This is a genomic window from Roseomonas sp. TAS13, from assembly GCF_001950415.1.
In the GTDB taxonomy this organism is placed as follows: Bacteria; Pseudomonadota; Alphaproteobacteria; order Acetobacterales; family Acetobacteraceae; genus Roseomonas; species Roseomonas mucosa.
Map to the genome: position 1 here is coordinate 1 of NZ_BDLP01000032.1, position 25,308 is coordinate 25,308.

Here is a 25,308-nt window from a genome sequence, read left to right on the forward strand (position 1 = left end):
CGCCTTACGGTGGAGCTGTGCGTAGATGTGATCAAGAGACAGCCGGCAAGGGGCCGCGCCGGACCGGCAACGGCAAGGGCGCCCGGCTGCGCGCCGCGCTTCAGGGCCGCCCCGGCCTGCCCTGGTGGCGCAGGCCGCTGTCCATCATCCTGATCCTGCTGGCGCTCTTTGTCGGCCTGCCGGTGATGCAGGCGCTGTTCGGGGAACTCGGTGCCATCATGCTCGGCTGCCTCGCCGCCGGCTTCGCCCTGGGGCGCGCCACCGCCCGCTGAGGCTTCAGCCGCCGTCGCGGAGCTTCTTCAGGTCGAAGGCGCCCAGCAGGTCGGTCATGACCTTGGGGTCCTCGATCCCGCTGCCTTCCAGCTTGATCATGAGGTTGCCGCCGACCAGCGAAACCTCGCCCGACTTGTTGTCCGCCTCGTAGTGCAGGATGGCGTTCTCCTCGCCCAGGCGGACGCGCTTGTCGCCGGGGCGCATCATCATCGGGTTGTTGGCCACGCTGGCCAGGGACTGCACCAGCGGCGAGTCCACCATCACCTGCGCCTTGATCTCCGCATCGTCGGAGGCGCGGCTATAGGTCCGCTCCACCATGACGCCGCCGCCGAGCATCTGGGTGGCCAGGGCGCTGCCTTCCTCCTCCTTCTCCATCTCCTCCAGGGTCCAGCCCCTGGGCGCGGGCGGGAAGAGCTTGGCGTAGCGGGTGCGGCGCTTCAGGTCGATGTCGCGGGCGGCAAAGGACAGCTCCTTCGCGGCGCCCTTCAGGTCGCCCGAGCCGTAGAGCTTCCGGGCCCGCTCCAGGGCCTCCGAGGTATCGTCCGCCCTGGCCGCCGGGGACAGGGCGAGCAGGGCCGCGCCGAGCAGAGCGGGGACGAGTAGGGCAGGGACGGCCGGCATCGGCAGCGCCAGGCGGCGACCGCCATGCCGCGGCCGGGAAACATGGGGGATCAAGGGCGGTTCCTCCGGTGTGGCGACCCTGGCCGGGCCGCATCCTCTGCAATCTGCCAAGCCACGGCGCCGCTGCCCATCCCGCGCGGGCCGGGCGCGGCCGCACCACGGCCGGGGCGAGGCGGCTGGCGGCCCGCCCCGCGGGGGAAGCCGGTTCCCGGCTCCTAGTCCATGGTGATCCGGGGGGCCGCGGGGGCGACGGTGCCGGCCTTCTCCCAGACCCGCGCCGCGATGGCGCGGTAGAGGGTGGCCTCCTCGCTCTCCGGCTGGGCCAGGACGATCGGCGTCCCGGCATCGGCGGTCTCGCGGATCGCCAGCCGCAGCGGCAGCTCGCCCAGGAACTCCACGCCCAGCTTCTCCGCCTCCGCCCGGGCCCCGCCATGGCCGAAGATCTCGGTGCGGTGGTTGCAGTTGGGGCAGCAGAAATAGGACATGTTCTCGATCAGCCCGAGCACCGGGACATTGACCTTCTCGAACATCCGCACGCCGCGCCGCGCGTCGATCAGCGCCACGTCCTGGGGCGTGGACACGATCACCGCGCCCCTCAGCGGCACGCGCTGGCTCATGGTGAGCTGCGCGTCGCCCGTGCCGGGAGGCATGTCCACCACCAGCACGTCCAGCGCGCCCCATTCGACCTGGGAAAGCATCTGCTCCAGCGCGCCCATCACCATCGGGCCGCGCCAGATCATCGCCGTCTCCTCATCCACCAGGAAGCCGATGGACATGGCCTTCAGCCCCCAGCGGGAAAGCGGCTCGATCCGCTGCCCGGCGCTGCGCGGCCGCTGCTTCGTGCCCAGCATCTGCGGCAGGGAAGGGCCGTAGATGTCCGCGTCCAGCAGTCCGACCTGCAACCCCTGCGCCGCCAGCGCGACCGCGAGGTTGACGGCGGTGGTGGACTTGCCGACGCCGCCCTTGCCCGAGGCCACGGCGACAATGGCGCCGATCTCCGGCAGCAGCATCCTGTCCTGGCCCGGCGGCGGGCGTACGGCCCGGGGCGCATCCGCCGGGGGCGCCGCGCGATGGGCGGTCAGCACGCAGGTCGCCGACAGCACGCCCGGCACGGCGGCCACGGCGCGTTCCGCCGCGGCACGCACCGGCTCCAGCGCGCGGGCGCGCTCGCGCGGCACTTCCAGCGCGAACTGCACCAGCCCGTCTCGGGCCACCAGGCCCTGCACCCAGCCCGCCGAGACCACATCCAGTCCCGTCTGCGGGTCCCGGACCTCGGTGAGCGCCGCGCGGATCGCATCGGTCAGCGCGCTTTCCATGCCTCGTCCCCTTGACCTTTTCCAAATTACGGCAAGATTAACAAAATATCATGTAATGGCGGAAACTGCCGCATCGTCACACGGTCCATCCCGGCCACGGGGGCCATCAACCTGAATCAGGCCTTGAAGCCGGAACCCCGGAAGCCCGGGACTTCCCTTGAGGCTGCTCTTGCGCCCATGCTGCCATCGCGTGCAAGCCGGGGCGCGGGACGGCGCCGGTCCGCTGGCCCCCCGGCAGCGGGAGTGCCGGCAGGGCCGGGGACCTTCGCATGGCGGCCCCGGCTCCGGCACTCCCCGGTTTCCGTCCTGTCGCTTTCCCGCCCCGGGGAAGCCGGGCGGGCACCGGCGGTTGCACGCGTGGCAGGGACCGGGGCTTGACCCTCACCGGGTGGCGAACGGATAGCAGACGCGACCAAACCAGGGAGTACCTGACGGCCCATGCCGTGGAACAGCAACGGCGGACCCAATCCTTGGGGCAATCCCCGCCCGCCTTCGGGCGGGGGGAATGGCAACAACCAGGGCAACGGTCCCGGCAACGGCCCCTGGGGCCAGCCACCCCGCGGCGGGGGCGGCAACGGTCCCTTCGGCCGCGGTCCCGATCTCGATGACGTGATCCGCCAGGCGCAGGACGCCGCCCGGCGCTTCCTGCCGCGCGGCGGCGGGGGCGGAAAGGGCATCGCCCTGATCGGCCTGGCCCTCGTGGCCGTCTGGGCGGCCTCCGGCATCTACCGGGTGCAGCCGGACGAGCAGGGCGTGGTGATGCGCTTCGGCGCCTTCCGCGCGACCACCGGCCCCGGCCTGAACTACCACCTGCCCTGGCCGATCGAAAGCGTGACGACGCCGCGCGTGACCCGCATCAACCGCATCGACATCGGCTTCCGCTCCTCGGCGGACAGCAGCGCGACCAATGTGCGGCCGAATCCCTCGCGCAACGTGACCGAGGAATCGATGATGCTGACCGGCGACGAGAACATCATCGACATCGACTTCGCCGTCTTCTGGCGCATCCGCGACGCCGGCGAGTTCCTGTTCAACACCCGCAATCCCGAGCAGACGGTGAAGTCCGCCGCCGAGAGCATGATGCGCGAGGTGATCGGCCGCACCCCGATCCAGCCCGCGCTGACCGAGGCGCGCGCGCAGATCGAGCAGGCGGTGCGCCAGGGCACCCAGGCGATCATGGACCAGTACGGCGCCGGGGTGGAGATCACCCAGGTGCAGATGCAGAAGGTGGACCCGCCGCCCTCCGTGGTGGATGCCTTCCGCGACGTGCAGCGCGCCCAGGCGGACCGCGAGCGCGCCCGCAACGAGGCGGAATCCTATCGCAACGACATCATCCCGCGCGCCCGCGGTGATTCCGAGAAGCTGATCCAGTCCGCCCAGGCGGACCGCGAGGCGCAGGTGGCCCGGGCCAAGGGCGAGGCGCAGCGCTTCACCAGCGTGCTCACCGCCTATCGCACCGCGCAGGACATCACCCTGCGGCGCATGTACCTGGAGACCATGCAGGAGATCCTGCAGAACAACCCGAAGGTGATCGTGGACGAGAATGTCGGCGGCGTGCTGCCGCTGCTCAACCTCGACGGGCAGGCGGCGCCGCATCCGGCCGCGCCCCGCGCCCCCGGCCAGAACGGTGCCGCCCCGGCGCCGAACCCACCCTCCGGCGGCGCGCCCGGCACGGCCAGCGGCCTCGTGCAGCAGGGGGCTGGCCGATGAACCGCCTGATCGCGCTCGGCGCCGCCGTGGTGGTGGTGCTGATCCTCCTCAGCTCCACCCTTTTCACCGTGCACCAGACACAGCAGGTGCTGATCACCCAGTTCGGCGAGCCGATCCGCGTGATCCGCGACCCCGGGCTGCATGCCAAGATCCCGCTGATCCAGAACGTGATCTCCTTCGACCGCCGGCTGCTCGACTTCGAATCGCCGGGCGAGGAGATCATCCTGGGCGACCAGCGCCGGCTGATCGTGGACAGCTTCGCGCGCTTCCGCATCAGCGACCCGCTGCGCTACTACCAGACGGTGGGTTCGCTGGAGAGCGGCATCCGCGGGCGGCTGTCCTCCATCATGTCGGGCTCGCTGCGCCGCGTGCTGGGCAACGAGCCGCTGCTCTCGGTGCTCTCGACCGACCGGCTGCGGATCATGAACACGATCCGCGACCAGGTGAATGCCGAGGCGGATTCCTTTGGCGTGCAGGTGGTGGATGTCCGTATCCGCCGTGCCGACCTGCCTGAGGAGAACACCCAGGCCATCCTGTCGCGCATGCAGTCGGAGCGTGAGCGCGTGGCGCGCGAGATCCGCGCCGAGGGCGCCGAGATCGGCACCCAGGTCCGTGCCCGCGCCGACCGCGAGCGCACCGTGCTGCTGGCCGAGGCCCAGGCCCAGGCCGACGCGCTGCGCGGCGAGGGCGAGGAGGAGGCGACCAAGATCTACGCCAGGGCCTATGGGGCGGACCCGCAGTTCTTCTCCTTCTGGCGGAGCATGCAGGCCTACCGGACGGCCTTCGTCGAGGGGCGGGCGGAAACCCGGCTGCTGCTGGCGCCGGACAGCGACTTCTTCCGCTACTTCCGCTCGGCGCCCACCCCGGGAAGCATCGTGCCCCCGGCGGCTCCGGCCCCCACGCCAACGCCCGCGCCGGCCCCGTAAAGGCGGGGCAGGTTCCGGAAGGGTTCCCGGAAAGGGGGGAACGGCCATGCCGTTCCCCCCTTTTCCGTTTCCGGCAGGCAGATCCCGGGGCGGCGGCGGTCCGCGCTGAACAGGCTTTGATGCGGCCGCCCCCTTGATCCGCGGCGGCCTGGGGGAGAGGCTGGCGCGGAGTCATCCGATTGTGACCCTTTGTGGCTTTCCATGGCGGCACGAGTGGTCACATTCCAGGCTGATTTCTCAGACCGACAGGAAGGCAGAATCACCGTGCGTCCTTATCTGCTCGCCTCGGCGGCCATTCTGGCTGGCGTCGCCGCCCTCCCGATGGCGTCCGCCCGGGCCCAGGCTCCCGCGCCTTCCGCCCCCGCCCAGGCCCAGACTCCGGCCCAGGCCCCTTCCACCATCCCGGCGCCGGGCAGCACGCCCTCGCCGCAGATCCCCCTGCGCGATGCGCCGACCTCCTTCGCCCCCCTGGCCAAGCAGCTCCTGCCGGCGGTGGTGAACGTGCAGACCACCACCACGCTGCAGGCGCGCGGGCCGAACCGGCCGGATGCGCCCGAGATCCCGCAGGCGCCGCCGGGCAGCCCCTTCGAGGAGTTCTTCCGCGACTTCCTGGAGCGCAACCGCCCCGGCGGGCCGCGCCCCAACCAGCCGCCGCGCCGCGCGCAGTCCCTGGGCTCGGGCTTCATCGTCGATGCCAAGGAAGGCATCGTGGTGACCAACAACCACGTCATCGACGGCGCCGACGAGATCAACGTGGTGCTGCAGGACAACACCACGATCAAGGCGGAGCTGCTCGGCACCGATCAGCGCACCGACATCGCGGTGCTGAAGATCAAGACCGACCATCCGCTCTCCCAGGTGGATTTCGGCGACAGCGACACCGCCCAGGTCGGCGACTGGGTGCTGGCGATCGGCAATCCCTTCGGCCTCGGTGGATCGGTCACGGCGGGCATCGTCTCGGCGCGCGGCCGCGACATCCGCCAGGGCCTCTACGACGACTTCATCCAGACGGATGCCGCCATCAACCGCGGCAATTCCGGCGGCCCGCTCTTCGACATGCACGGCAAGGTCATCGGTATCAACACGGCGATCTACTCGCCCTCCGGCGGCTCGATCGGCATCGGCTTCTCCATTCCCGCCAACCTGGCCCGGAACATCGTGGCGCAGCTGCGCACCGGCGGGCAGGTGCGGCGCGGCTGGCTGGGCGTGAACATCCAGCAGGTGACCGACGACATCGCCGAATCCCTGGGCCTGAAGGGCGGGGCGCGCGGCGCGCTGGTGGCGCGGGCCCAGGATGACGGCCCGGCGGCCAAGGCCGGCATCCGCGCCGGCGACATCATCCTGAAGTTCAACAACCAGGATGTGCAGGAGATGCGCAACCTGCCGCGCATCGTCGCCGAGACGGCGGTGAACAGCGAGGTGCCGGTCCTGCTCTGGCGCGAGGGCAAGGAGCACACCGTCCAGGTGAAGGTCTCTGAGATCCCGGCCGACCAGCAGCAGGCGAGCACCGACAACGCCCCCGCGCAGCCGGCCCTGGTGGAGCTGGAAGGCACGGGGATGAAGGTCGCCGCCGTCACGCCGGAGCTGCGGGAGCGCTTCTCCATCGCGCCCGATGCGAAGGGCGTGGTGGTGGTCGAGGTCGCCCCGGGCAGCCCGGCGGCGGATCGCGGCATCACCGCCGGCGACCGCGTCGTGGAGGTGCAGCAGGAGCGCGTGAACACGCCGCAGGAGCTGAAGGCGAAGCTGGACGACCTGCGCAAGCAGAACCGCCCCAGCGCGCTGATGCTGGTGGAAGGGGCGCAGGGCCAGCGCTTCGTGCCGCTTGGCCTGCGCGGCGGCAACAGCCGGTAGCCGCGGATACAGGACCCCCGGCGGACATCCCGGGGGCTTGCCTCGCGGGGGCGCCCGTCGGGAGACACGGAAAGGGCCTGTCCGGCGCGCCGGACAGGCCCTTTCCGTGTCAAGCTCTCCGGCTCAGTTGCGCTCGTAGAGCAGCCGGGCGCGGATCGTGCCGGGCAGGGCGCGCAGGTCGGCCAGGACCGCCTGGGGGTCGGCCACGTTCTCGGCATCCACCACGACGTAGCCGAGCTCCGGATCGGTCTGCAGCACCTGGCTCGCGATGTTGAGCTGGAACTTGCGGAAAGTGTCGTTGATGGCCGCCAGCATCCCCGCGATGTTGTGGTGGACATGCATGAAACGCGTGCCGCGTGCCCGGGCCGGCAGGTTGGCCTCGGGAAAGTTCACCGCGCCCAGCGTCGCGCCGGTGTCGGAATAGTTCACCAGCTTGTCCGCCGTCTCCTCGCCGATGCGCTCCTGCGCCTCCTCGGTGGATCCGCCGATATGCGGCGTCAGGATCACGTTGTGCAGCCCCTGCAGCGGCGAGACGAAGCGGTCGCCGTTGCGCTTGGGCTCGGAGGGGAAGACGTCCAGCGCCGCGCCGCCCAGATGGCCGGCCTCGATCGCCGCCTTCAGCGCGTCGATGTCCACCACCTTGCCGCGGGCATTGTTGATCAGCATGGCGCCGGGCTTCATCGCCGCCAGTTCCGCCGCGCCGATCATGCCGGTGGTCTCCGGCGTTTCCGGCACGTGCAGCGTCACCACGTCGCTCTGCGCCAGCAGCTCGCCCAGCGAGGCGGCGGCCTGGGCGTTGCCGTGGCCCAGCTTGCGGATCGCGTCGTGGTAGATGACGCGCATGCCGAAAGCCTCGGCCAGGTTGCTGACCTGGGTGCCGATATTGCCGTAGCCGACGATGCCCAGCGTCTTGCCGCGCACCTCGTGGGCGCCGGTGGCGGACTTGTCCCAGCCTCCGGCATGGGCCGCGATGGAGCGGCCGGGAATGCCGCGCAGGAGCATCACGATCTCGCCCATCACCAGCTCCGCCACGGAGCGGGTGTTGGAGAAGGGGGCGTTGAAGACCGGGATGCCCCGCTGCCGCGCGGCGGCGAGGTCCACCTGGTTGGTGCCGATGCAGAAGCAGCCGATGGCGATCAGCCGGTCGGCGGCCTTCAGCACCTGCTCCGTCACCTGGGTGCGGGAGCGGATGCCGAGCAGGTGCACGCCCTGCACCGCCTCCAGCAGCGCCTCGCCCTCCAGCGCCTTGGCCTCGCGCCGGATGGTGGCGTAGCCGGAGGTGTTGAAGGTGGCGACGGCGCTGTCCGAGATGCCCTCCAGCAGCAGGATCTTGATGCGGTCCTTGGGCAGGGAAATCACGTCGGGACGGGCCTCGGTCGGGATGGTGGAAGGGGGGAGGGGAGCCATGGCCGGGGAGTTCCTTCAGCCGAGGACCTGCCGGGCGGCCGCGGCCAGTTCCTCCGGGGTCGCGCCCGGCCGGAACATGCCCCGCAGCGCCCCGTCCGGGCCCAGGAGATAGACGAAGGCGGAGTGGTCCATCAGATAGTCGCTCGCCCCCGGCGGCGTCACCTTGGCGTAATAGACGCGATAGGCCTTGGCGACCTGGGCGATCTGCTCCGGCGTGCCGGTCAGCCCGGCCAGGGCGGGGTGGAAGAGGCCGACATAGTCGGCGAGCTTTTCCGGCGTGTCGCGCTCCGGGTCCACGGTGATGAAGAGAGGCTGCACGCGGGCGGCATCGGGGCCGAGCTGGTCCATGGCCGTGGCCAGGGTGCTGAGCTCGGTCGGGCAGACATCCGGGCAATGGGTGAAGCCGAAGAAGATCAGCACCGCCTTGCCGTGGTAGCTCGCCTCCGTCACCGGCTTGCCGGTCTGGTCGGTGAGCGCGAAATCGCCGCCGATCCGCGCCCCGGAGGGCAGCGTGACCGCGTTCGGCGAGGCGATCATGGGCCGGGCCGGGGTCTGCTGCCGCGTGACCATCCGCGCAAAGGAGTCCGGCCAGCTTTCCCCGGGTTCCCGCTGGAACCAGGCGAAGGCCCAGCCCCCCGCGAGGACCAGGACGAGCACGGCGATCAGGATCCGGAAGGCGCGCATCATGCGCCGCCCTATACCCTTCCCTGGCTCCAAGGCGAATGCCCGCCGGGCAGGGCCGGACTGCGCCCCGGGCACAGGAGGGAGGCGGAGGTCCTTAACCCCCTGTTCAGCAAGGGGATGCCAGAAACCCAGGGCCAGGAGGGCATCGGGACGGGCGTGCCAGGACGGCGTGCCGCAGAGGCGCGGACGCTGGGGGCTGTCTCCGGATGCTACAGATCTCGGGCCAGGTGCCGGGAACCATCCTGGAGAATTCCGGCGCGGGCGACTGGTCGGCGCGGCTGACCCTGTCCGACAGCGGCGGGCCGGCGGCGGGCGTGCTGGCGGTGGCCCTGACCGGCGCCGGTGCCGGCGCCTTCTCCGCCACGCTGGATGCCGCGGGCCAGACCGTCACCATCGCCCCCGCCCGGCTGCTGGACCGGGAGGACTGGGCCGCCGGGGCGGACCCGGTGCTCGCCTTCAGCCTCCGGGTGCAGACCGTGGCCGGCTGGCAGGATCTCGGCACCGGCTGGGCCGTGACGCTGCTGGGGGTGGACGACACGCCGCCCTCCGGCCTCGCCTTCTCCAGCGGCGGCAGCGTGCTGGAAACCGATGCGGGCGGCATCGTCGGCCGCCTCGCCGCCAGCGATCCGGACAGTGCCGCCGCGCAGCTCACCTTCGTCGTCGCGCCGCAGGACGACTGGCGCTTCGAGGTGGTGGACGGCAACGTCCTGAAGCTGCGCGACGGCTATGACCTGCTGCGCTCGGGCGGCAGCACCCTGCCGGTGTCGGTCATCGTCTCGGACGGGCACCAGGACGCGGCGATGACGGTGGATGTCACCGTGCTGAACGTCACCAGCGAGGACGACACGCCCGCCCCGCCGGTGCTGCGGATCGCCGATGCCAGCCTGGCCGAAGGCAGTTCCGGCGGCGGCACGATGCGCTTCGCCGTCAGCCTGTCGCGCGCGGCGGATGCGCCGGTGACGCTGCGATGGAACGCACTGTCCGGCACCGCCACGGCGGGGCAGGATTTCCAGGCCGCCAGCGGGCAGCTCACCATCGCGGCCGGGTCCAGCACGGCCAGCATCGCGGTGACGGTGCTGGGCGACCGGCTGCGGGAGGCGGATGAGAGCTTCCGGCTGGTGCTTTCCGATGTTGGCGGCGCCGTGGTCGGGGATGGCGAGGCCACCGGCACCATCCTGAACGACGACCGCCCCACCGTCCTGGCGGCGGGAAGCTGGGTGGATGCGGTGGCGCGCGGCACCGGCAGCGTGGCGGTGGTGGCCGCCGCCGCCGGGGGCAGCCGTGCCGGGCTGAACGGCAGCGCGCTGGAGTTGCGCCTCGCCGATGGCACGCTGTTCGACCTCGGCGCGGTGCGGCAGGTCGATTTCATGGACGGCCAACTGGAGCTGGCCGCGGATTCCGCCGCGGCGCAGGTGACGCGCCTCTACCAGACGCTGCTGCTGCGCGATCCCGACCCCGGCGGCCTCTACCTGCACACGCATCTGCTGGAAGGCGGCGCCCTGACCCTGCTGAACATGGCCCGCAGCCTGTTGTCGAGCGCGGAGGCGCAGAGCCGCTTCGGCACGCTGTCCAATGCCGATCTGGTGACGCGCCTCTACACCATTGCCCTGGGGCGGCAGCCGGATGCCGGCGGCTATGCGGCGCACGTGAACGCGCTGGCGCATGGGACGGACCGGGCGCAGATCGTGCTGGGCTTCACCACTTCCGCCGAGGCGAAGGCGCGCTACGCGGCCTCGCATCCCGGCGGCACCTGGGTCGTGGACGGCACGGCGCGGGAGATCCTCTACGCCTATGACGCCGTGCTGGACGACGTGCCGGACGTGGCCGCGCTGGCGCGCTGGGAACAGGCGATCGCCGCCGGCACCTCCAGCCTGACGGACCTCTACCGCAGCCTGACGCAGACCCAGGCCTATCTGGCCCGGCACCCCTCCGGCGAAAGCGAGGCGAGCTTCCTCACCCGCCTCTTCGCGGATGCGCTGGAACGGGCACCCGGCGCGGCCGATCTCGCGAGCTGGCACGGCATGATCGCCAGCCATGGCTGGTCGGACATCGACGTGCTGATGCTGATCGGCCGTTCGGCGGAGGCCAGGGCCGCCTTCACCGCCCCTTCCGTGGCAGCCGGTGCGCTGATGACCGAGCTGCCCGCGCCCGGCACCGCCACGGTGGTCCGGCTCTCCCCGGGCGGCGTGGCGGCGGACATCGCCTTCTCGGCCGCCGGGGTGGCGGTGCTCGACGGCGTGTCCTCGGATGCCAGCCACTGGATCGCGACGCCCAAGGGCCTGGAACTGAACTGGGCGGGCGACACGCTGCTGCTGTCGGGCGCGCAGTCGGTCCGCTTCGACGACGGGCGGCTGGACCTGGGCAGCGGCACCGCCGCGGCCTGGGTGGTGCGGCTCTACGAGACCATCCTGATGCGGGAGCCCGATGCCAGCGGCCTCGCGACCCATGCGGCGCGGCTCGATGCCGGCCTGACCCCGGCGCAGCTTGCGGCGGACCTGGTGGGCAGCGCGGAATTCGCCAGCCGCTTCGGCGCGCTGAGCACGGCGCAGCAGGTATCGGCCTTCTACAAGGGCGCGCTCGGCCGCTCCGCCGCCGCGTCCGAGATCGACTACCAGGTCGCGCTCGTCGCCGGCGGCATGAGCAAGGCCGCGCTGGCGGCCGGGATCGCCGGATCGGTGGAAAGCCGCAACCTCTTCCTGGCGCAGCATCCGCAGGGCATCTGGCTGGCCGATCCCCAGGGCGCGAAGGTGGCCCGGGCCTATGAGACGGTCCTGGACAGCGGGCCGGACGCCTCCTCCCTGCTGCTCTGGTCGCAGAAGCTCGCCGGTGGCGCGGCGCTGCGCGACCTCTATGCCGAGCTGATGCAGACGGAGCTCTTCACCACCCGCCATGGCGGGCAGGATGATTCCGGCTTCATCGCCGATCTCTACGATGCCGCGCTGGGGCGCGGCGCCTCGGCGGGCGAGATCGCGAACTGGAGCAACTGGCTCAAGGCGGGGCACAGCCGGCTGGACCTCGCCTATGCCATTGGCGAATCGGGCGAGGCGCAGTCGCACAGCCATGCCCCGGCCGTGACGGCCGCCCCGGACTGGCAGTTGTGACAGGTCCTGTCATGGACCTTTGTCATGAGCGGGCGTGATGACGCCATGGGATGGCCGCACCCTTCTGGTCTGGCACGCCAGGAATGCCACCATGGGTTGAATAAAGAGTGTTTTCCTCGCGAAAAGGCGATAGGTTTTGGCCTTCACACCAGCCGGATCGCATGAGGGTGCCAGTGCCGCGCAGCCATTGCCCGCGAAGGAAGACCGCGATCCCGCCGCTGCTGGCGGCCTGTGCCGTCCTTCTGGCGCTGCCCCCGCCGGCCCTGGCCCAGAGCGTGAAGACCGTCGTGGTGCCTTCCGGCTCCGGCGTGGTCGTGGCGCCCCGCAGCGCCCCGCCCCGGCTGGCCGCCCGCCCGCCCGCCGCGCTGCCCGCCGCCCCGGCGGGGCTCCGCTCCCCCGGGGAGGCAGAGCCGGAAAGCGGCAGCGCCATGCCCCTGCTGAGCCTCGTGCCGCTCGCCGCCGCGGCGGCGCTGTTCGCGGCCGGCGCGTCCGGCGGCGATGGCGGGGCACCCAGCCGGACGCGCTAGGCGCGGTCCGCCCCGGCGCCGGGGCGAAGATCGGCGCGGGTCTTTCCTTCGCCGCTCCCTCGTCGCAACCTGCGGCCTGTTTTCCCGGGAACCGCAGGAGAGTCTGGCCATGGCGACGCGGCAGGGCGCGCTGGACCGCGCGCGCGAATATTTCGACCGAGGCTTCCGGGACCGCCTGGCCGCGCTGGTGGCGATCCCCTCCACCTCGCAGGACCCCGCCCATGCGGCGGATTGCCGCCGCTACCTGGAGGCGGCGCTGCGCCCCTGGCTGGAAGGGATGGGCTTCGCGGTCGGCATCCACGACAACCCGGCGGAAGGCTTCGGACCGATCCTGACGGCGGAGCGGATCGAGGACCCGTCGCGGCCGACCGTGCTGCTCTACGGCCATGGCGACACGGTGCACGGGCTGGACGAGCAGTGGTCGGAGGGGCTGAAGCCCTGGACCCTCACCGAGCGCGACGGGCGCTGGTACGGGCGCGGCACGGTGGACAACAAGGGCCAGCACGCGCTGAACCTTTCGGCGCTGGAGGCGGTGCTGGCGGAGCGCGGCGGCAGGCTCGGCTTCAACGTGAAGGTGCTGATCGAGACCTGCGAGGAACGCGGCTCGGCCGGGCTGCGCGACTTCGTCTTCGCGAACCGGGAGGCCCTGGCGGCCGACGTGCTGATCGCCTCGGACGGGCCGCGCGTGGAACCGGGTCTGCCCACCATCGCCACAGGCACGCGCGGCACCTGGCATTTCGACCTCGTGGCGCGCTTCCGCCAGGGCGGCGTACATTCCGGCCACTGGGGCGGGCTGACGAATGACCCGGCGGTGGTGCTGGCCCATGCCCTGGCCAGCATCTGCGACCGCAACGGCAAGATCCTGGTGCGCGGCTGGCTGGCCGGGGAGACGGTGCCCCCCGCCATCCGGCGCGTGCTGGAGGGTTGCCCGGTGGGCGGCGCGGGCGAGGCGGCGGCGATCGTCGAGGGCTGGGGCGAGCCCGGCCTGACCTCCGCCGAGAAGATCTACGGCTGGAACTCCTTCATCGTGCTGGCGATGCTCTCGGGGCGTCCGGAGAACCCGGTGAATGCCGTGGCGCCCTGGGCGACGGCCACCTGCCAGATCCGCTACACGGTGGATACGGACCCGAAGGGCTTCGAGGCCACGTTGCGGCGTCACCTGGACGCGCACGGCTTCCCGGAGATCGGCATCGAGAATGCCGGGCTCCGCATGCCGGCCAGCCGCACCGACCCGGACCATCCCTGGGTGCGCTGGGCCAAGGCGAGCATGGAAAGCGCGCTGGGCAGCCGGGTGCAGGTGATCCCCAACACCTCCGGCGGGCTGCCGGGCGATGTCTTCGTGGATGCGCTGGGCGTGCCGCTGGTCTGGGTCCCGCACTCCTACAACGGCTGCAAGCAGCACGGGCCGGACGAGCACGCCTTGCCGGCCACGCTGCGCGAGGGCATCGCCGGCTTCGCCGGCATGTACTGGGACCTGGGCGAGCCGGGCACGCCGCCGCGCGGGTGACGCCGCCCGGTGCGGGCCGGGCCACGTGCCCGGTCCCGCTTCCGCGCCATGGTTCCACCACGGCATCGCCCCGGCCTTGCCATGGGAGGCAGCAAGTCTTCCTCCCGGTCGTTCAGGAAGTGGGAGGAACGCCACCATGATGCGACGCCGAATTCTTGCCAGGCTTCTGCCGGCTCTGTTCCTGGCCCCGGCCCTTCTGAGCATGACCGCGCCGGCCCGGGCGCAGCCCGCCGATGCGGGGCAGCGCCTGTTGCAGGAAGGCGCGCGCATCCAGGCCGAGCAGCAGCGCCAGCGGGTCGAGCAGGACCGGCGCCGTGTCGAGATGGACCGCCGCCGGATCGAGGAGCGGCAATGGCGCGACACGCAGCGCCAGCGCGATGACACCATGCAGCGGCGGCGCGAGGCGGAATGGCGCCGCGAGCAGGACATGCGCCAGCGCTGGGAACAGCAGCGCCGCTGGCAGGACGCGGACCGGCGCCGGAACGATCCCTGGAACCGCTGGTAGGTTCCCGGACCCGCCGCGCGGAGGAGGAACGGGACTTCGTCACTCTTCCTCACGCGGCGGCCCATGGCCCCGTTACATTCCCACCCCAATTGGCGGCACTTTCCCATGGGGACCAGGACACGCCGCCATGACCTCCACCACCGCCACCCCGGCCCGGAACCACTGGCCCGCTTTCGTGCTGGGCGCGCTGCTCGGCCTGCCCCTGGCCAGCCCCGTGCTGGCCCAGGGCGCCAGCCAGGCCCCGGCCCCCGCGCCCCAGGCGGCCCCCCAATCCCGGCAGGCCCCCACCACAGGCCGGGTGCCGCACGGCATGGCGCGGATCTTCGCCGAGGCCGATTCCAATCACGACGGCCGGGTGACCTGGGACGAGGCCTGGTCCGCGCTTTCCACCCGTTTCGCCGCGATCGATGCCGACCATGACGGCGCCGTGACGCGGGAGGAGCTGCGCGTCTATGTGACCAGCCAGCGCGCCGCCGGAGGCCGGCGTGCCGACCGGCCCGTGCCACCCGCCATGGAAGCCCGGGCCGAGGCGCTGTTCCGCGCCGCCGATGCCAATGGCGATGGGCGCGTGACCCGGGCGGAACTCCAGCCGGTGGCGCAGGCCTTCTTCCGCATGGCCGATCGGAACGGCGACGGCACCCTGACCCCGGACGAGCTGCGCCCGGCGGGCCATGGGGCGAGCCGTGGGGCAGGGCAGGGGGCGGCCCCGGCACGCTGAGGCGCCACTCCCCGGGGCCGGGGATGCCCGGCCGGTGGGAGACCCCGGCCCGGTACGGTGCGACCCAGCGGGCCTGCGCGCTTGCCGGGCGGGCCGATCGACGCCAAGTCTCTTCCGTCCGTCCCTGCTTCCCGCCGCGGATGGACGCTTCCTGCCGGAGACGCCGCCATGCCCGTGATCCATTGCCATGAACCGGGGCCCCGGTCCTTGCAGCGGGATGGGGCGGGCGTGGCATGAGCTTCCTTTCCCTCTACCGGCACGGCTTCGCCCGCATCGCCGCCTGCAGCGGCCGCGCCCATGCCGCCGACCCGGCCCGCAACGCCGATGCCCTGCTGGACCTCGCGCACCGCTGCGACGCGCGGGGCGTGGCGGTGGCGGTCTTCCCGGAGCTCTGCCTGTCCGGCTACGCCATCGACGACCTGCTGCTGCAGGATGCGGTGCTGGAGGCGGTGGAGACGGCGGTGGCGCGGCTGGTGCGCGAATCCGCCGGGCTGATGCCGCTGCTGCTGATCGGGGCGCCGCTGCGCCACGAAGGGCGGCTCTACAACTGCGCCCTGGCGATCCAGCACGGGCGGCTGCTGGGCGTGGTGCCGAAGATCCACCTGCCGAACTACCGCGAATTCTACGAGCGCCGGCACTTCGCCTCGGGCCTCGGTACAGAGGGCGGCACGATCGCGGTGGCGGGGCTGGAGGCGCCCTTCGGGCCGGACCTGCTCTTCGCCGCCGAGGACCTGCCCGGCCTCGTGGTGCATGCCGAGATCTGCGAGGACGTCTGGGTGCCGCTGCCGCCCAGCACCGAGGGCGCCCTGGCCGGGGCCACCGTGCTGGCCAACCTGTCCGCCAGCAACATCACCGTGGGCAAGGCCGAGACGCGGCGGCTGCTGTCGCAGAGCCAGTCGGCGCGCTGCCTCGCCGCCTATGTCTATGCCGCGGCGGGGGTGGGGGAATCCACCACCGACCTGGCCTGGGACGGGCAGGTCTCGATCTTCGAGAACGGCGCGGTGCTACGCGAGAGCGACCGCTTCCCCGCCGGCGACCAGATGGCGGTGGCGGATGTGGACCTCGACCTGCTGCGGCAGGAGCGGGCGCGCCAGGGCACCTTCGACGACAACCGCCGCCGCCACGGACGGCCCTTCCGCCGCATCGGCTTCCGGCTGGAGGCGCCGGAGGGTGACCTGGGCTTCGAACGGGCGGTGGAGCGCTTCCCCTTCGTGCCCGCCGATCCGGCGCGGCTGAACCAGGACTGCTATGAGGCCTACAACATCCAGGTCTCGGGGCTGGTGCAGCGGCTGCGCGAGGCCCGCATCAGGCGCCTCGTCATCGGCGTCTCGGGCGGGCTCGATTCCACCCAGGCGCTGATCGTCGCGGCCAAGGCCTTCGACCTGCTGGAACGGCCGCGCACGGATATCATCGCCTATACGATGCCGGGCTTCGGCACGAGCGCGGGGACGAAGACCAACGCGCACCGGCTGATGGAATCGCTGGGCGTCACGGCGCACGAGCTCGATATCCGCCCGGCGGCGCGGCAGATGCTGGGCGATCTCGGCCACCCCTTCGCGCGTGGCGAGCCGGTCTACGATATCACCTTCGAGAATGTTCAGGCGGGGCTGCGCACGGACTACCTGTTCCGCGCCGCCAACCTGCATGACGGCATCGTGCTCGGCACGGGCGACCTCTCGGAGCTGGCGCTGGGCTGGTGCACCTATGGCGTCGGCGACCAGATGTCGCACTACAACGTCAATGGCGGCGTGCCGAAGACGCTGATCCAGCACCTGATCCGCTGGGTGATCGCCTCCAAACAGTTCGACGCGGCGGTGGGGGAGACGCTGGGCTCGATCCTGAACACCGAGATCTCGCCGGAGCTGATCCCCGCCACGGAAGGGCAGGCGATCCAGAGCACGGAGGCCAAGGTCGGCCCCTATGCGCTGCAGGACTTCAACCTGTTCTACACGCTGCGCTATGGGTTCCGGCCCTCCAGGATCGCCTTTCTCGCCCTGCGCGCCTGGGCCGATGCCGGGGCGGGGCGCTGGCCGCCGGGCTTCCCGGAGGAGGCGCGCAGGGCCTATGCGCTGCCGGAGATCCGGCACTGGCTGGAGGTCTTCCTGCGCCGCTTCTTCGCCTTCAGCCAGTTCAAGCGCTCCGCCATGCCGAACGGGCCGAAGGTGGTGGCGGGCGGCTCGCTCTCGCCGCGCGGCGACTGGCGCGCACCCTCCGACGGCAATGCCGAGGCCTGGCTGGAGGAGCTGCGCCGCAACGTGCCGGAAGGAAAGGCGGAAGGGCCGGGGCCGGAATAGGCCCTCCGGCCCCCAGGCGGAGCGCGTCCTACCGGCCCGCCTGCATCCTCTCGCCCTTTCGCCCGTTCGGAACGGCGGGAGGATCAAGGCGCATGGAACAGACAGGCATCACACAGGCGCAGGACGGGTTGCGTTTCGGGCCGCTCGGCGGCCACTGCCTGCATCTCTGCGTGGACATGCAGAACCTCTTCTCGCAGGGCAGCCCCTGGGAGACGCCGTGGATGGAGCGCGTCCTGCCTGCCGTGGAGGCGCTGGCCGAGCGCCATGCGGAGCGGACGGTCTTCACCCGCTTCATCCCGCTGCGCTCGCCGCGCGAGGGGCGGGGGACCTGGCGGCGCTACTACGAGCGCTGGCCGGAGATGCGGCTGGATGCCCTGCCGCCCGAGGCCATCGACCTGCTGCCGCCACTCGCGCGCTTCGTCCCGCCCGCCGAGGTCCTGGACAAGACGGTGTACTCGCCCTGGAGCGGGACGGAGCTGGAGGAAAGGCTGCGTGCCCGTGACGTGGACACGCTGGTGATCACCGGGGTCGAAACCGACGTCTGCGTCCTGGCCGCGGTGCTGGGCGCGGTGGATCGTGGCTACCGCGTGGTGCTGCCGACGGATGCGCTCTGCTCGTCCTCCGACCGGACGCATGACGCGCTGCTGGCGCTCTACCGGGAACGCTACGGACAGCAGGTGGAGACAGCCCGGATGGCGGATATCCTGTCCGCCTGGGATTGATGCCGGACCGCGAAAATTCCGGCTTTCTCGGTCCGGTTGCGGCAACGGATTGTTATGAATTCGCAATGTAAGCCTTTGCCATCCTTCCCTGGCAAAGGTCTCGCCGATGCGCCTCGTCCTTCCCTGCTGTCTGGCCCTGCTGCTGGCCGCCTGTGCCGGCCGCGCGCCGAATCCCGTGGCGCTCGTGCAGGACAAGGACAAGGCCATGGACTGCGCGGCCATACGCGCCGAGATCACGGCCAACAACAGCCAGATCACGGAGCTGGGACGCGAGGATGGTGCGAAGGTCGGCCAGAACATCGCCATGGGCGTGGCTGGCGCCTTCATCCCCGTGCTGTGGTTCGGGATGGATTTCCAGAATGCGAGCGGCAAGGAAGGAAAGGCCCTGACCGACCGGAATGCCTATCTGGCGCAGGTCGCGGCGCAGCGCTGTGCCGGGATCGCGGAGGCGCCGATGGCCGGGACGCCCGCCGAAACATCCATGGTGGCGGCCAACCCATTCCGGTGATGGGAATTCGGCATCGGAATGTCATGAGGAGCCAGCCTGGTGGGTGCGACAGGGATTGAACCTGTGACCCCTGCCGTGTGAAGGCAGTGCTCTCCCGCTGAGCTACGCACCCAGGCTGTGGGCGCTCAACTATCCTCCCTCGCCAGGGGTGTCAACGGGGGGAAGGCGTACGATATGCAAGGGCTCGCCACCGGAGGCTTCTGGATGCGGACAGGCCCCGTCTTCCTGCGCGCGCCCCGTCCCGGCAACGGCCCGCCCCCGGGTTTCTCCGGGGGCGGGCCGTTGCCGGGTCGCCGGGCGCTTCTCCTGGCCGCCCTGATGCTTCTTCCCGCCCTGTCCACCGCCCAGGCGCGGGCCGAGCCCGTCCGGGCCAGCTACGTGGTCCGCGCCGCCGGGCTGACCGTGATGGATGTCGAGGCTAGCTTCGACCCGGCCGATTCCACCGGTGGGTATGTCCTGGAACTCCGCACCCATATGCGTGGCGTGGCCGCGCTTTTTCGCAGCGGCACCATGACCACCCGGGCCAGCGGGGCCTGGGCCGACGGCCGGCCGCAGCCCCGGCGCTATGTCGCCCAGGGTGTCTGGGGCGGGGAGCAGCGCAGCACGGTGCTGGACTACGTGGACGGGCAGCCGGTGTTGCGGCAACTGCTGCCGCCCCTGGATGCGGATGAGCGGGAGCCCGTGCCCGCCGAGGCCCGGCGCGGCACCATGGATAGCCTGAGCGCGGTGGCGGCACTGCTCCGCCAGGTGCGGGACAGCGGGCGGTGCGAGGCCCAGGCGGCCGTCTTCGACGGGCGGCGCCGCAGCGTGCTTTCCGCTCGCACCCTGGGCTGGGAGATGCTTTCGGGCGATTGGCCGGGCCGGGCACTGCACTGCCATTTCAGCGGCCGCTTGACCCATGGCTTCAAGCTGGACGACGGCCCGGCCGAACGCCAGCGCCCACAGGAGGGCGATGCCTGGCTCGCCGAGGTCCATCCCGGCGGCCCGGTCCTGCCGGTGCGGCTGGAGGTCCCCAACCGCTGGTTCGGGCAGACCACGATCAGCCTCGTGCGGATCGGCGAGATGCCTTCCGCGGCCTCCCGCCGCTGATTCCAGGCCGCGGAGGCAGCCCGATCCGTCCTTGCGGCGGATCACGCTGCCGGGCGTCTCCGCCCCATGGAGGACAGCCCCTTGGCGGTCAGTCCCGGCCGCCGATCCGCGCCAGCAGCGCCGGCAGGTCGGCCGGGCTCGCGGCCACCGGGGCGCCATCGGCCATCTCCGGCAGGCCATAGCCCCAGGCCGCGAAGACCGGCGCCGCCCCGGCGCCGCGCGCGGAGCGGATGTCGTTGGTATGGTCGCCCACCATGACCACACCCGGTGGGGCGGACCCCTCCGCCGTCACGCCCATCAACCGCAGCGTGCCCAGCAGGTGGCCCGGATCGGGCTTGCGCACCGGGAAGCTGTCGCCGCCCGCCAGCGCATCGACCAGGGGCGCGAGGCCGAGATGCTCCAGGATCAGCCGCGCCGCCGCGACCGGCTTGTTGGTGCAGACCGCGAGCCGCCAGCCCTCCCGGCGCAGCTCGGCCAGCACCTCCGGCACGCCCGCGAAAGGCGCCGTCTGTTCGTTCGCATGCGCCTCGTAATCAGGCACGAACTCGGCCAGGGCCGCGGGGTCGAAGGCCTGGCCGCGTGCCTCCAGCGCCCGCCGCACCAGCACCGCCACGCCGTCGCCGATCATGCGGTGGACTTCCGGCATGGCGAAGCCGGGCAGGCCGCGCCGGGCCATCAGCCGGTTCAGCGCGTCGCGGATATCGGCCGCGCTGTCGATCAGCGTGCCGTCGAGGTCGAGAAGGCAGATGCGTTCCATGCGGCCGAGCCTAGCCGGGCGGGGAGGGCGCGTCTCGACGCCAGGGCCCGCCGCTGCCATGCGCCCGCCGCCATGCGCGTGCCGGGTCCCGTGGCGCGGCGGAGCCTGGGCCGGAGGATCTTCCCCGCGGGCTGCCACCGGAGGTCCGTCACAGCCGGCAACAAGGTTTGAAAACCCCGGACGCCCCGGAACGCCCCCTGGCGCTGGACGGGACGGGGGGCGGGGGCTAGGTCCATGGGCCAAGATGCCCTCCGCCGCCATTCTTCTCGCCGCCGGTCTCGGGACGCGGATGCGTTCGAGCCTCTCCAAGGCCCTCCACCCGCTGGCGGGCCGACCCATGCTCAGCCACCTGATCGCCGCCTGCGAGGAAGCCTTCGACCATATCGTGGTGGTCATCGGGCCGGACATGCAGGCGGTGGCCGACCTCGCCGACCCCTATCCCTGCGTGGTGCAGGAGGAGCGCCTGGGCACTGCCCATGCGGCGCTGCAGGCCGCCACGGTGCTGGAGGGATTCGAGGGCGATGTCGCCGTCCTCTATGCCGACAACCCGCTGATCGCCGGCGAGACCATGCGCCGCCTGCAGGCGGCGCGGCGGGAGGGGGCGGACCTCGCCCTGCTGGCCATGCGCCCGGCCGATCCGGCGCGCTATGGCCGCGTGCTGCCGCATCCCGATGGCGGCATCGCCCGCATCGTCGAGTTCAAGGACGCCACCGAGGCGGAGCGTGCGGTCAACCTGTGCAATGCCGGGGTGGTCTGCGCCGCCGGCACGGACCTGTTCCCCTGGCTGCGCCGGGTTCGCAACGACAACGCCGCCGGGGAATACTACCTGACCGACCTCGTCGCCCTGTGCCGCGCCGATGGCCGCCGCGCCGTGGCGGTGGAGGGCAGCGAGGCCGAGTGCCGGGGCGTGAACAGCCGCGCCGAACTGGCCGGGGCCGAGGCCACGGTGCAGGGGCGCCTGCGCCTCGCCGCCATGGAGAACGGCGCCACGCTGATCCGGCCGGAAAGCGTGACGCTCTGCCACGACACGGTGCTGGGCCGCGACGTCACCGTGGGGCCGGACGTGGTCTTCGGTCCGGGCGTGCGCGTGGAGGACGAGGTCGAGATCCGCGCCTTCTCCCACCTGGAGGGCTGCACCCTGCGGCAGGGGGCGGTGATCGGCCCCTTCGCCCGTCTGCGCCCCGGCACGGTGGTGGAACGCCGCGCCCATGTCGGCAATTTCGTCGAGCTGAAGAACGCCGTGCTTGGCGAGGGCGCCAAGGCGAACCATCTCGCCTATCTGGGCGACGCCGCGATCGGGGCGGGCGCCAATATCGGGGCCGGCACCATCACCTGCAACTACGACGGCTTCGCCAAGCATCCCACCCGCATCGGGGCGGGCAGCTTCATCGGCTCCAACAGCACGCTGGTCGCGCCGCTCACCCTGGGGGACGGCGCCTTTGTCGCGGCCGGCAGCACGGTGACGGCGGATGTGGCGCCGGATGCCATGGTCTTCGGCCGGGCCCGGCAGGAAGAGAAACCCGGTCGCGCCGCGGAATTCCGCGCCGCCCGGTCGCGCGCCACGGGGCGCAGGGAGAAGCGCTAGGACATGTGCGGCATCGTCGGTGTGGTGGGGCAGCAGGACGCCGCCCCGCGCCTGCTGGAGGCGCTGCGGCGCCTGGAGTACCGTGGCTATGACAGCGCCGGCATCGCCACGCTGGTCAACGGCCATATCGACCGGCGCCGGGCCGAGGGCAAGCTGGTGAACCTCGCCCATGTGCTGGAGCGCGAGCCGCTGGAAGGGCGCACCGGCATCGGCCACACGCGCTGGGCCACGCATGGCGCGCCGACCGAGCGCAACGCGCATCCGCACGGCACGAAGCGTGTCTCCGTGGTGCACAACGGCATCATCGAGAACCATGCCGAGCTGCGCGCCGAGCTGGAGGCGCAGGGCGCCGAATTCGAGACGGAGACCGACACCGAGACCTTCGCCCGGCTGCTGGACCGCAACCTGGCGGAAGGGCAGGAGCCGGAGGAGGCCTTCTCCGGCGCGCTGAAGCGGGTGCGGGGCGCCTTCGCCCTGGCCGCCATCTTCGCCGGGCACCCGCACAAGCTGCTGGCCGCGCGGCAGGGCGCGCCGCTGGCCGTAGGCTATGGCGAGGGCGAGATGTTCGTCGGCTCCGATGCCCTGGCGCTGGCGCCGCTGACCCGCCGCATCGCCTATCTGGAGGAAGGCGACTGGGTCGCCGTCTCCGACCGGGACGCGCGGTTCTTCGATGTCCAGGACCGGCCGGCCGAGCGCGCGGTGAAGGTCACCGCCTTCTCCGGCGCCGCGGTGGGCAAGGGCAACTACCGCCACTTCATGGAGAAGGAGCTGCACGAGCACCCGGTGGTGATCGGCGACACGCTCCACCAGTATGTCGATCCCGGCTCCCGCGCCGTGGCGCTGCCCGTGCTGCCCTTCGACCCGGTGCGCCTGCCGCGCCTCTGGCTCTCCGGCTGCGGTTCCGCCTTCCTGGCGGCGCAGGTCGGGCGCTACTGGATCGAATCCCTGGCGCGGCTGGCGGTGGATTCCGACGTGGCGAGCGAACTGCGCTACCGCGATCCGCCGGTGCCGGAAGGCGGCGCGGCGCTCTTCGTCTCGCAGTCCGGCGAAACGGCGGACACGCTCGCCGCCATGCGCCTGCTGCGTGGACAGGGGCAGTCTGCCCTCGCCGTGGTCAACGTGCCCGAAAGCAGCATGTCGCGCGACGCCGATGCCACGTTGCTGACCGTGGCTGGGCCGGAGATCGGCGTCGCCTCGACCAAGGCCTTCACCGCGCAGCTCTCGGTGCTGGCCTGCATGGCCATCGGCTTCGCCCGGGCGCGCGGCACGCTCTCCGCCGAGGAGGAGACGCGGCTGACCGCGGCGCTTCTGGAAGTGCCGGAACACGCCGCGCGGCTGCTGGAGGATTCCAGCGAAATCGAGGCCGTGGCCGCCGAGGTGGCAAAGGCGCGGGACGTGCTCTACCTGGCGCGCGGCTCGCTCTTCCCCATCGCCATGGAAGGGGCGCTGAAGCTCAAGGAGCTCTCCTACATCCATGCCGAGGGCTATGCGGCGGGCGAGATGAAGCACGGGCCGATCGCGCTGATCGATCCCGCCGTGCCGGTGATCGCCCTCTGCCCCGGTGGACCGCTCTTCGAGAAGACGGCCTCCAACCTCCAGGAGGCGGCGGCGCGCGGCGGGCGGATCATCGCCTTCACCGATGCGGAAGGGGCCCCGGTGCTGCGCCGCTTCGCCGAGCGCGTGGTCGTGCTGCCGACGGTCGATCCCTTCGTGGCACCGATCCTGCACGCGATCCCGGTGCAGATGCTGGCCTATCACGTCGCCGTGCTGAAGGGCACCGACGTGGACCAGCCGCGCAACCTCGCCAAGGCGGTGACGGTGGAGTAGGCCGGACCGGCCCCCCGCCCGCCCGCAGGGCGGGGGCGAGACGAAAAAGAAAAGGCTCACCCGACGTGACACGCCAGCAGGTTCCCCCTCCCGCCGCCAAGGGCCTGCTGAGCCGGCTGCCGGTGCCCGCCTCCTGGGTGATCCTCCTGCTCCTCTCGGTGCTGCTTTCCGCCGCGCTGATGACCACCGGCCTGCCGGCCTCCCTGCTGCTCGGCCCCATGGTGGCGGCGATCCTGGTGGCGGTGGGCGGCGCCTCGCTGCGCATGCCGAAATTCGCCTTCACCGGCGTGCAGGGCGTCGTCGGCGCGCTGGTGGCGGTCTCCATCACCGCCGGGATCATCCAGACCTTCCTGTCCGACTGGCCGCTCTTCCTGGGCGTGGTGCTGTCCACCCTGGCGGCGAGCAGCGTGCTGGGCTTCCTGATGAGCCGCTGGGGCGTGCTGCCGGGCACCACCGCGGTCTGGGGCTCCACCCCGGGTGCCGCCTCGGCCATGGTGCTGATGGCCCAGGCCTTCGGCGCCGATGCCCGGCTGGTGGCCTTCATGCAGTATCTGCGGGTGGCCTTCGTGGCGATCGCGGCCTCGCTCATCGCGCGGATCTGGGTGGACACCTCCGGGGCGCCGGTGCAGGCCGTCGCCTGGTTCCCGCCGCTCGATCCCTTCTCCTTCGTCGGCACGCTGCTGCTGGCCTTCGGCGGCGGCTTCCTGGGGCAGTGGTCGCGCATCCCGGCCGGGCCGCTTCTGGTGCCGATGCTGGCCGGGGCGGCGCTGCATGCCACCGGCCTGCTGGACATCCAGCTTCCCGAATGGCTCCTGGCCATCAGCTACACGGTGCTGGGCTGGCGCATCGGCCTCAGCTTCACCCGCAGCGTGCTGATGCATGCACTGCGCGCCATGCCGCGCATCGCCGTCTCGATCCTGCTGCTGATGGGCTTCTGCGGCGGGCTGGCGGCGATGCTGACGCATCTGGTGGGCATCGACCCGCTGACCGCCTACCTCGCCACCAGCCCGGGCGGCATCGATTCCGTGGCGGTCATCGCCGCCTCCAGCCAGGTGGACCTGTCCTTCGTCATGGCCCTCCAGGCGGTCCGGCTGGTGATCGTGATCCTGCTCGGCCCCGTCATCGCCCGGCTGGTCGCACGCCATGGCGGGATGCGGGACGTGCCGGTGGTCTGACGCGCGGCTTCCTGGAGGCGCTGGGGCGAAGGGCGTAGAAGCCTTGCCATGCCGAAAGCCGATGCGCCGCGTTTCGACGAAGCCTTCCGGGCGGATCTGCGGGCCCTGTTCCGCTGGCGGCGTGACGTGCGCCATTTCCGCCGCGACCCCCTGCCGGAGAGGCTGCTGGAGCGCCTGCTGGAACTGGCGAACCTCGCCCCCTCGG

The 25,308-nt window shown here is 71.8% G+C and carries 22 protein-coding genes and 1 tRNA gene; 17 read left to right on the forward strand and 6 right to left on the reverse strand.

Annotated features, from left to right (window positions below; translation table 11 throughout):
• On the forward strand, positions 1–272 hold a 272-nt coding region (locus ROTAS13_RS26995), incomplete at its 5' end, for a hypothetical protein (RefSeq protein WP_216348586.1).
• Between the two features lie 4 nt (positions 273–276).
• On the opposite strand, the gene ROTAS13_RS04785 is transcribed toward ROTAS13_RS26995, so the two are convergent.
• Together ROTAS13_RS04785 and apbC are read right to left on the reverse strand one after the other, a co-directional pair.
• The gene (locus ROTAS13_RS04785; RefSeq protein ID WP_019459316.1) at positions 277–948 is read right to left on the reverse strand and encodes a hypothetical protein; all 672 of its coding nucleotides are present in this window, start codon (positions 946–948) and stop codon (positions 277–279) included.
• Positions 949–1,109: 161 nt separating this feature from the next.
• Complete coding sequence (gene apbC / locus ROTAS13_RS04790; protein ID WP_019459315.1) at positions 1,110–2,210, reverse strand: iron-sulfur cluster carrier protein ApbC; 1,101 nt, start codon at positions 2,208–2,210, stop codon at positions 1,110–1,112.
• A 438-nt stretch (positions 2,211–2,648) separates the two neighbouring features.
• On the opposite strand from apbC, the gene hflK reads away from it, so the two are divergent.
• The 3 genes from hflK (at position 2,649) to ROTAS13_RS04805 (ending at position 6,697) form a co-directional block, all read left to right on the forward strand.
• Positions 2,649–3,920 (forward strand): FtsH protease activity modulator HflK, encoded by a 1,272-nt coding sequence (gene hflK / locus ROTAS13_RS04795; protein ID WP_019459314.1) that lies wholly within the window; start codon positions 2,649–2,651, stop codon positions 3,918–3,920.
• A complete protein-coding gene (gene hflC, locus ROTAS13_RS04800) occupies positions 3,917–4,846 on the forward strand; it encodes a protease modulator HflC (protein WP_019459313.1) in 930 nt (309 codons plus the stop codon). Before hflK ends, hflC begins: the two co-directional genes overlap by 4 nt.
• A 321-nt stretch (positions 4,847–5,167) precedes the next feature.
• Positions 5,168–6,697, forward strand: a complete 1,530-nt coding sequence (locus tag ROTAS13_RS04805) for a DegQ family serine endoprotease (protein WP_371329173.1) — start codon at positions 5,168–5,170, stop codon at positions 6,695–6,697.
• Between the two features lie 123 nt (positions 6,698–6,820).
• Here ROTAS13_RS04805 and serA read toward each other — a convergent pair whose 3' ends face one another.
• Together serA and ROTAS13_RS04815 are read right to left on the reverse strand one after the other, a co-directional pair.
• Positions 6,821–8,104 (reverse strand): phosphoglycerate dehydrogenase, encoded by a 1,284-nt coding sequence (gene serA, locus ROTAS13_RS04810; RefSeq protein ID WP_075821685.1) that lies wholly within the window; start codon positions 8,102–8,104, stop codon positions 6,821–6,823.
• A 15-nt stretch (positions 8,105–8,119) separates the two neighbouring features.
• Complete coding sequence (locus tag ROTAS13_RS04815) at positions 8,120–8,791, reverse strand: SCO family protein (protein ID WP_019463305.1); 672 nt, start codon at positions 8,789–8,791, stop codon at positions 8,120–8,122.
• A gap of 203 nt (positions 8,792–8,994) precedes the next feature.
• Between ROTAS13_RS04815 and ROTAS13_RS04820 the strand changes: the two genes are divergently transcribed.
• From ROTAS13_RS04820 to ROTAS13_RS04855, 8 genes are all read left to right on the forward strand, one after another.
• Positions 8,995–11,889, forward strand: coding sequence for a DUF4214 domain-containing protein (locus ROTAS13_RS04820; protein WP_075821686.1), 2,895 nt, complete (start codon positions 8,995–8,997; stop codon positions 11,887–11,889).
• Positions 11,890–12,050: 161 nt separating this feature from the next.
• On the forward strand, positions 12,051–12,416 hold the full coding sequence (locus tag ROTAS13_RS04825) for a hypothetical protein (RefSeq protein WP_126281831.1): 366 nt from the start codon (positions 12,051–12,053) through the stop codon (positions 12,414–12,416).
• A gap of 109 nt (positions 12,417–12,525) precedes the next feature.
• A complete protein-coding gene (locus ROTAS13_RS04830; RefSeq protein ID WP_075821688.1) occupies positions 12,526–13,923 on the forward strand; it encodes a M20/M25/M40 family metallo-hydrolase in 1,398 nt (465 codons plus the stop codon).
• A gap of 136 nt (positions 13,924–14,059) precedes the next feature.
• A complete protein-coding gene (locus tag ROTAS13_RS04835; RefSeq protein ID WP_019463309.1) occupies positions 14,060–14,428 on the forward strand; it encodes a hypothetical protein in 369 nt (122 codons plus the stop codon).
• A gap of 127 nt (positions 14,429–14,555) precedes the next feature.
• Positions 14,556–15,146 carry an EF-hand domain-containing protein gene (locus ROTAS13_RS04840; RefSeq protein ID WP_075821689.1) on the forward strand — a complete coding sequence of 197 codons (591 nt, stop codon included), beginning with the start codon at positions 14,556–14,558 and terminating at the stop codon, positions 15,144–15,146.
• 233 nt (positions 15,147–15,379) lie between these two features.
• Positions 15,380–17,440, forward strand: coding sequence for an NAD(+) synthase (locus ROTAS13_RS04845; protein ID WP_075821690.1), 2,061 nt, complete (start codon positions 15,380–15,382; stop codon positions 17,438–17,440).
• Positions 17,441–17,532: 92 nt separating this feature from the next.
• A complete protein-coding gene (locus tag ROTAS13_RS04850; protein WP_075821691.1) occupies positions 17,533–18,162 on the forward strand; it encodes a cysteine hydrolase family protein in 630 nt (209 codons plus the stop codon).
• A gap of 106 nt (positions 18,163–18,268) precedes the next feature.
• A complete protein-coding gene (locus tag ROTAS13_RS04855; protein WP_075821692.1) occupies positions 18,269–18,670 on the forward strand; it encodes a hypothetical protein in 402 nt (133 codons plus the stop codon).
• A gap of 37 nt (positions 18,671–18,707) precedes the next feature.
• Here ROTAS13_RS04855 and ROTAS13_RS04860 read toward each other — a convergent pair.
• Positions 18,708–18,782, reverse strand: a tRNA-Val gene (locus tag ROTAS13_RS04860).
• Positions 18,783–18,874: 92 nt separating this feature from the next.
• Between ROTAS13_RS04860 and ROTAS13_RS04865 the strand changes: the two genes are divergently transcribed.
• Entirely contained in the window at positions 18,875–19,759 is an 885-nt protein-coding gene (locus tag ROTAS13_RS04865) for a DUF3108 domain-containing protein (RefSeq protein ID WP_253187630.1), read from the forward strand.
• Between the two features lie 88 nt (positions 19,760–19,847).
• On the opposite strand, the gene ROTAS13_RS04870 is transcribed toward ROTAS13_RS04865, so the two are convergent.
• Entirely contained in the window at positions 19,848–20,516 is a 669-nt protein-coding gene (locus ROTAS13_RS04870; RefSeq protein ID WP_075821693.1) for an HAD family hydrolase, read from the reverse strand.
• Positions 20,517–20,760: 244 nt separating this feature from the next.
• On the opposite strand from ROTAS13_RS04870, the gene glmU reads away from it, so the two are divergent.
• The 4 genes from glmU to ROTAS13_RS04890 form a co-directional block, all read left to right on the forward strand.
• Positions 20,761–22,101 (forward strand): bifunctional UDP-N-acetylglucosamine diphosphorylase/glucosamine-1-phosphate N-acetyltransferase GlmU, encoded by a 1,341-nt coding sequence (gene glmU / locus ROTAS13_RS04875; RefSeq protein WP_075821694.1) that lies wholly within the window; start codon positions 20,761–20,763, stop codon positions 22,099–22,101.
• Positions 22,102–22,104: 3 nt separating this feature from the next.
• Entirely contained in the window at positions 22,105–23,928 is a 1,824-nt protein-coding gene (gene glmS / locus ROTAS13_RS04880; RefSeq protein WP_019460489.1) for a glutamine--fructose-6-phosphate transaminase (isomerizing), read from the forward strand.
• A gap of 65 nt (positions 23,929–23,993) precedes the next feature.
• A complete protein-coding gene (locus ROTAS13_RS04885; RefSeq protein ID WP_083755406.1) occupies positions 23,994–25,103 on the forward strand; it encodes an AbrB family transcriptional regulator in 1,110 nt (369 codons plus the stop codon).
• 48 nt (positions 25,104–25,151) lie between these two features.
• On the forward strand, positions 25,152–25,308 hold a 157-nt coding region (locus ROTAS13_RS04890), incomplete at its 3' end, for a nitroreductase family protein (protein WP_171979034.1).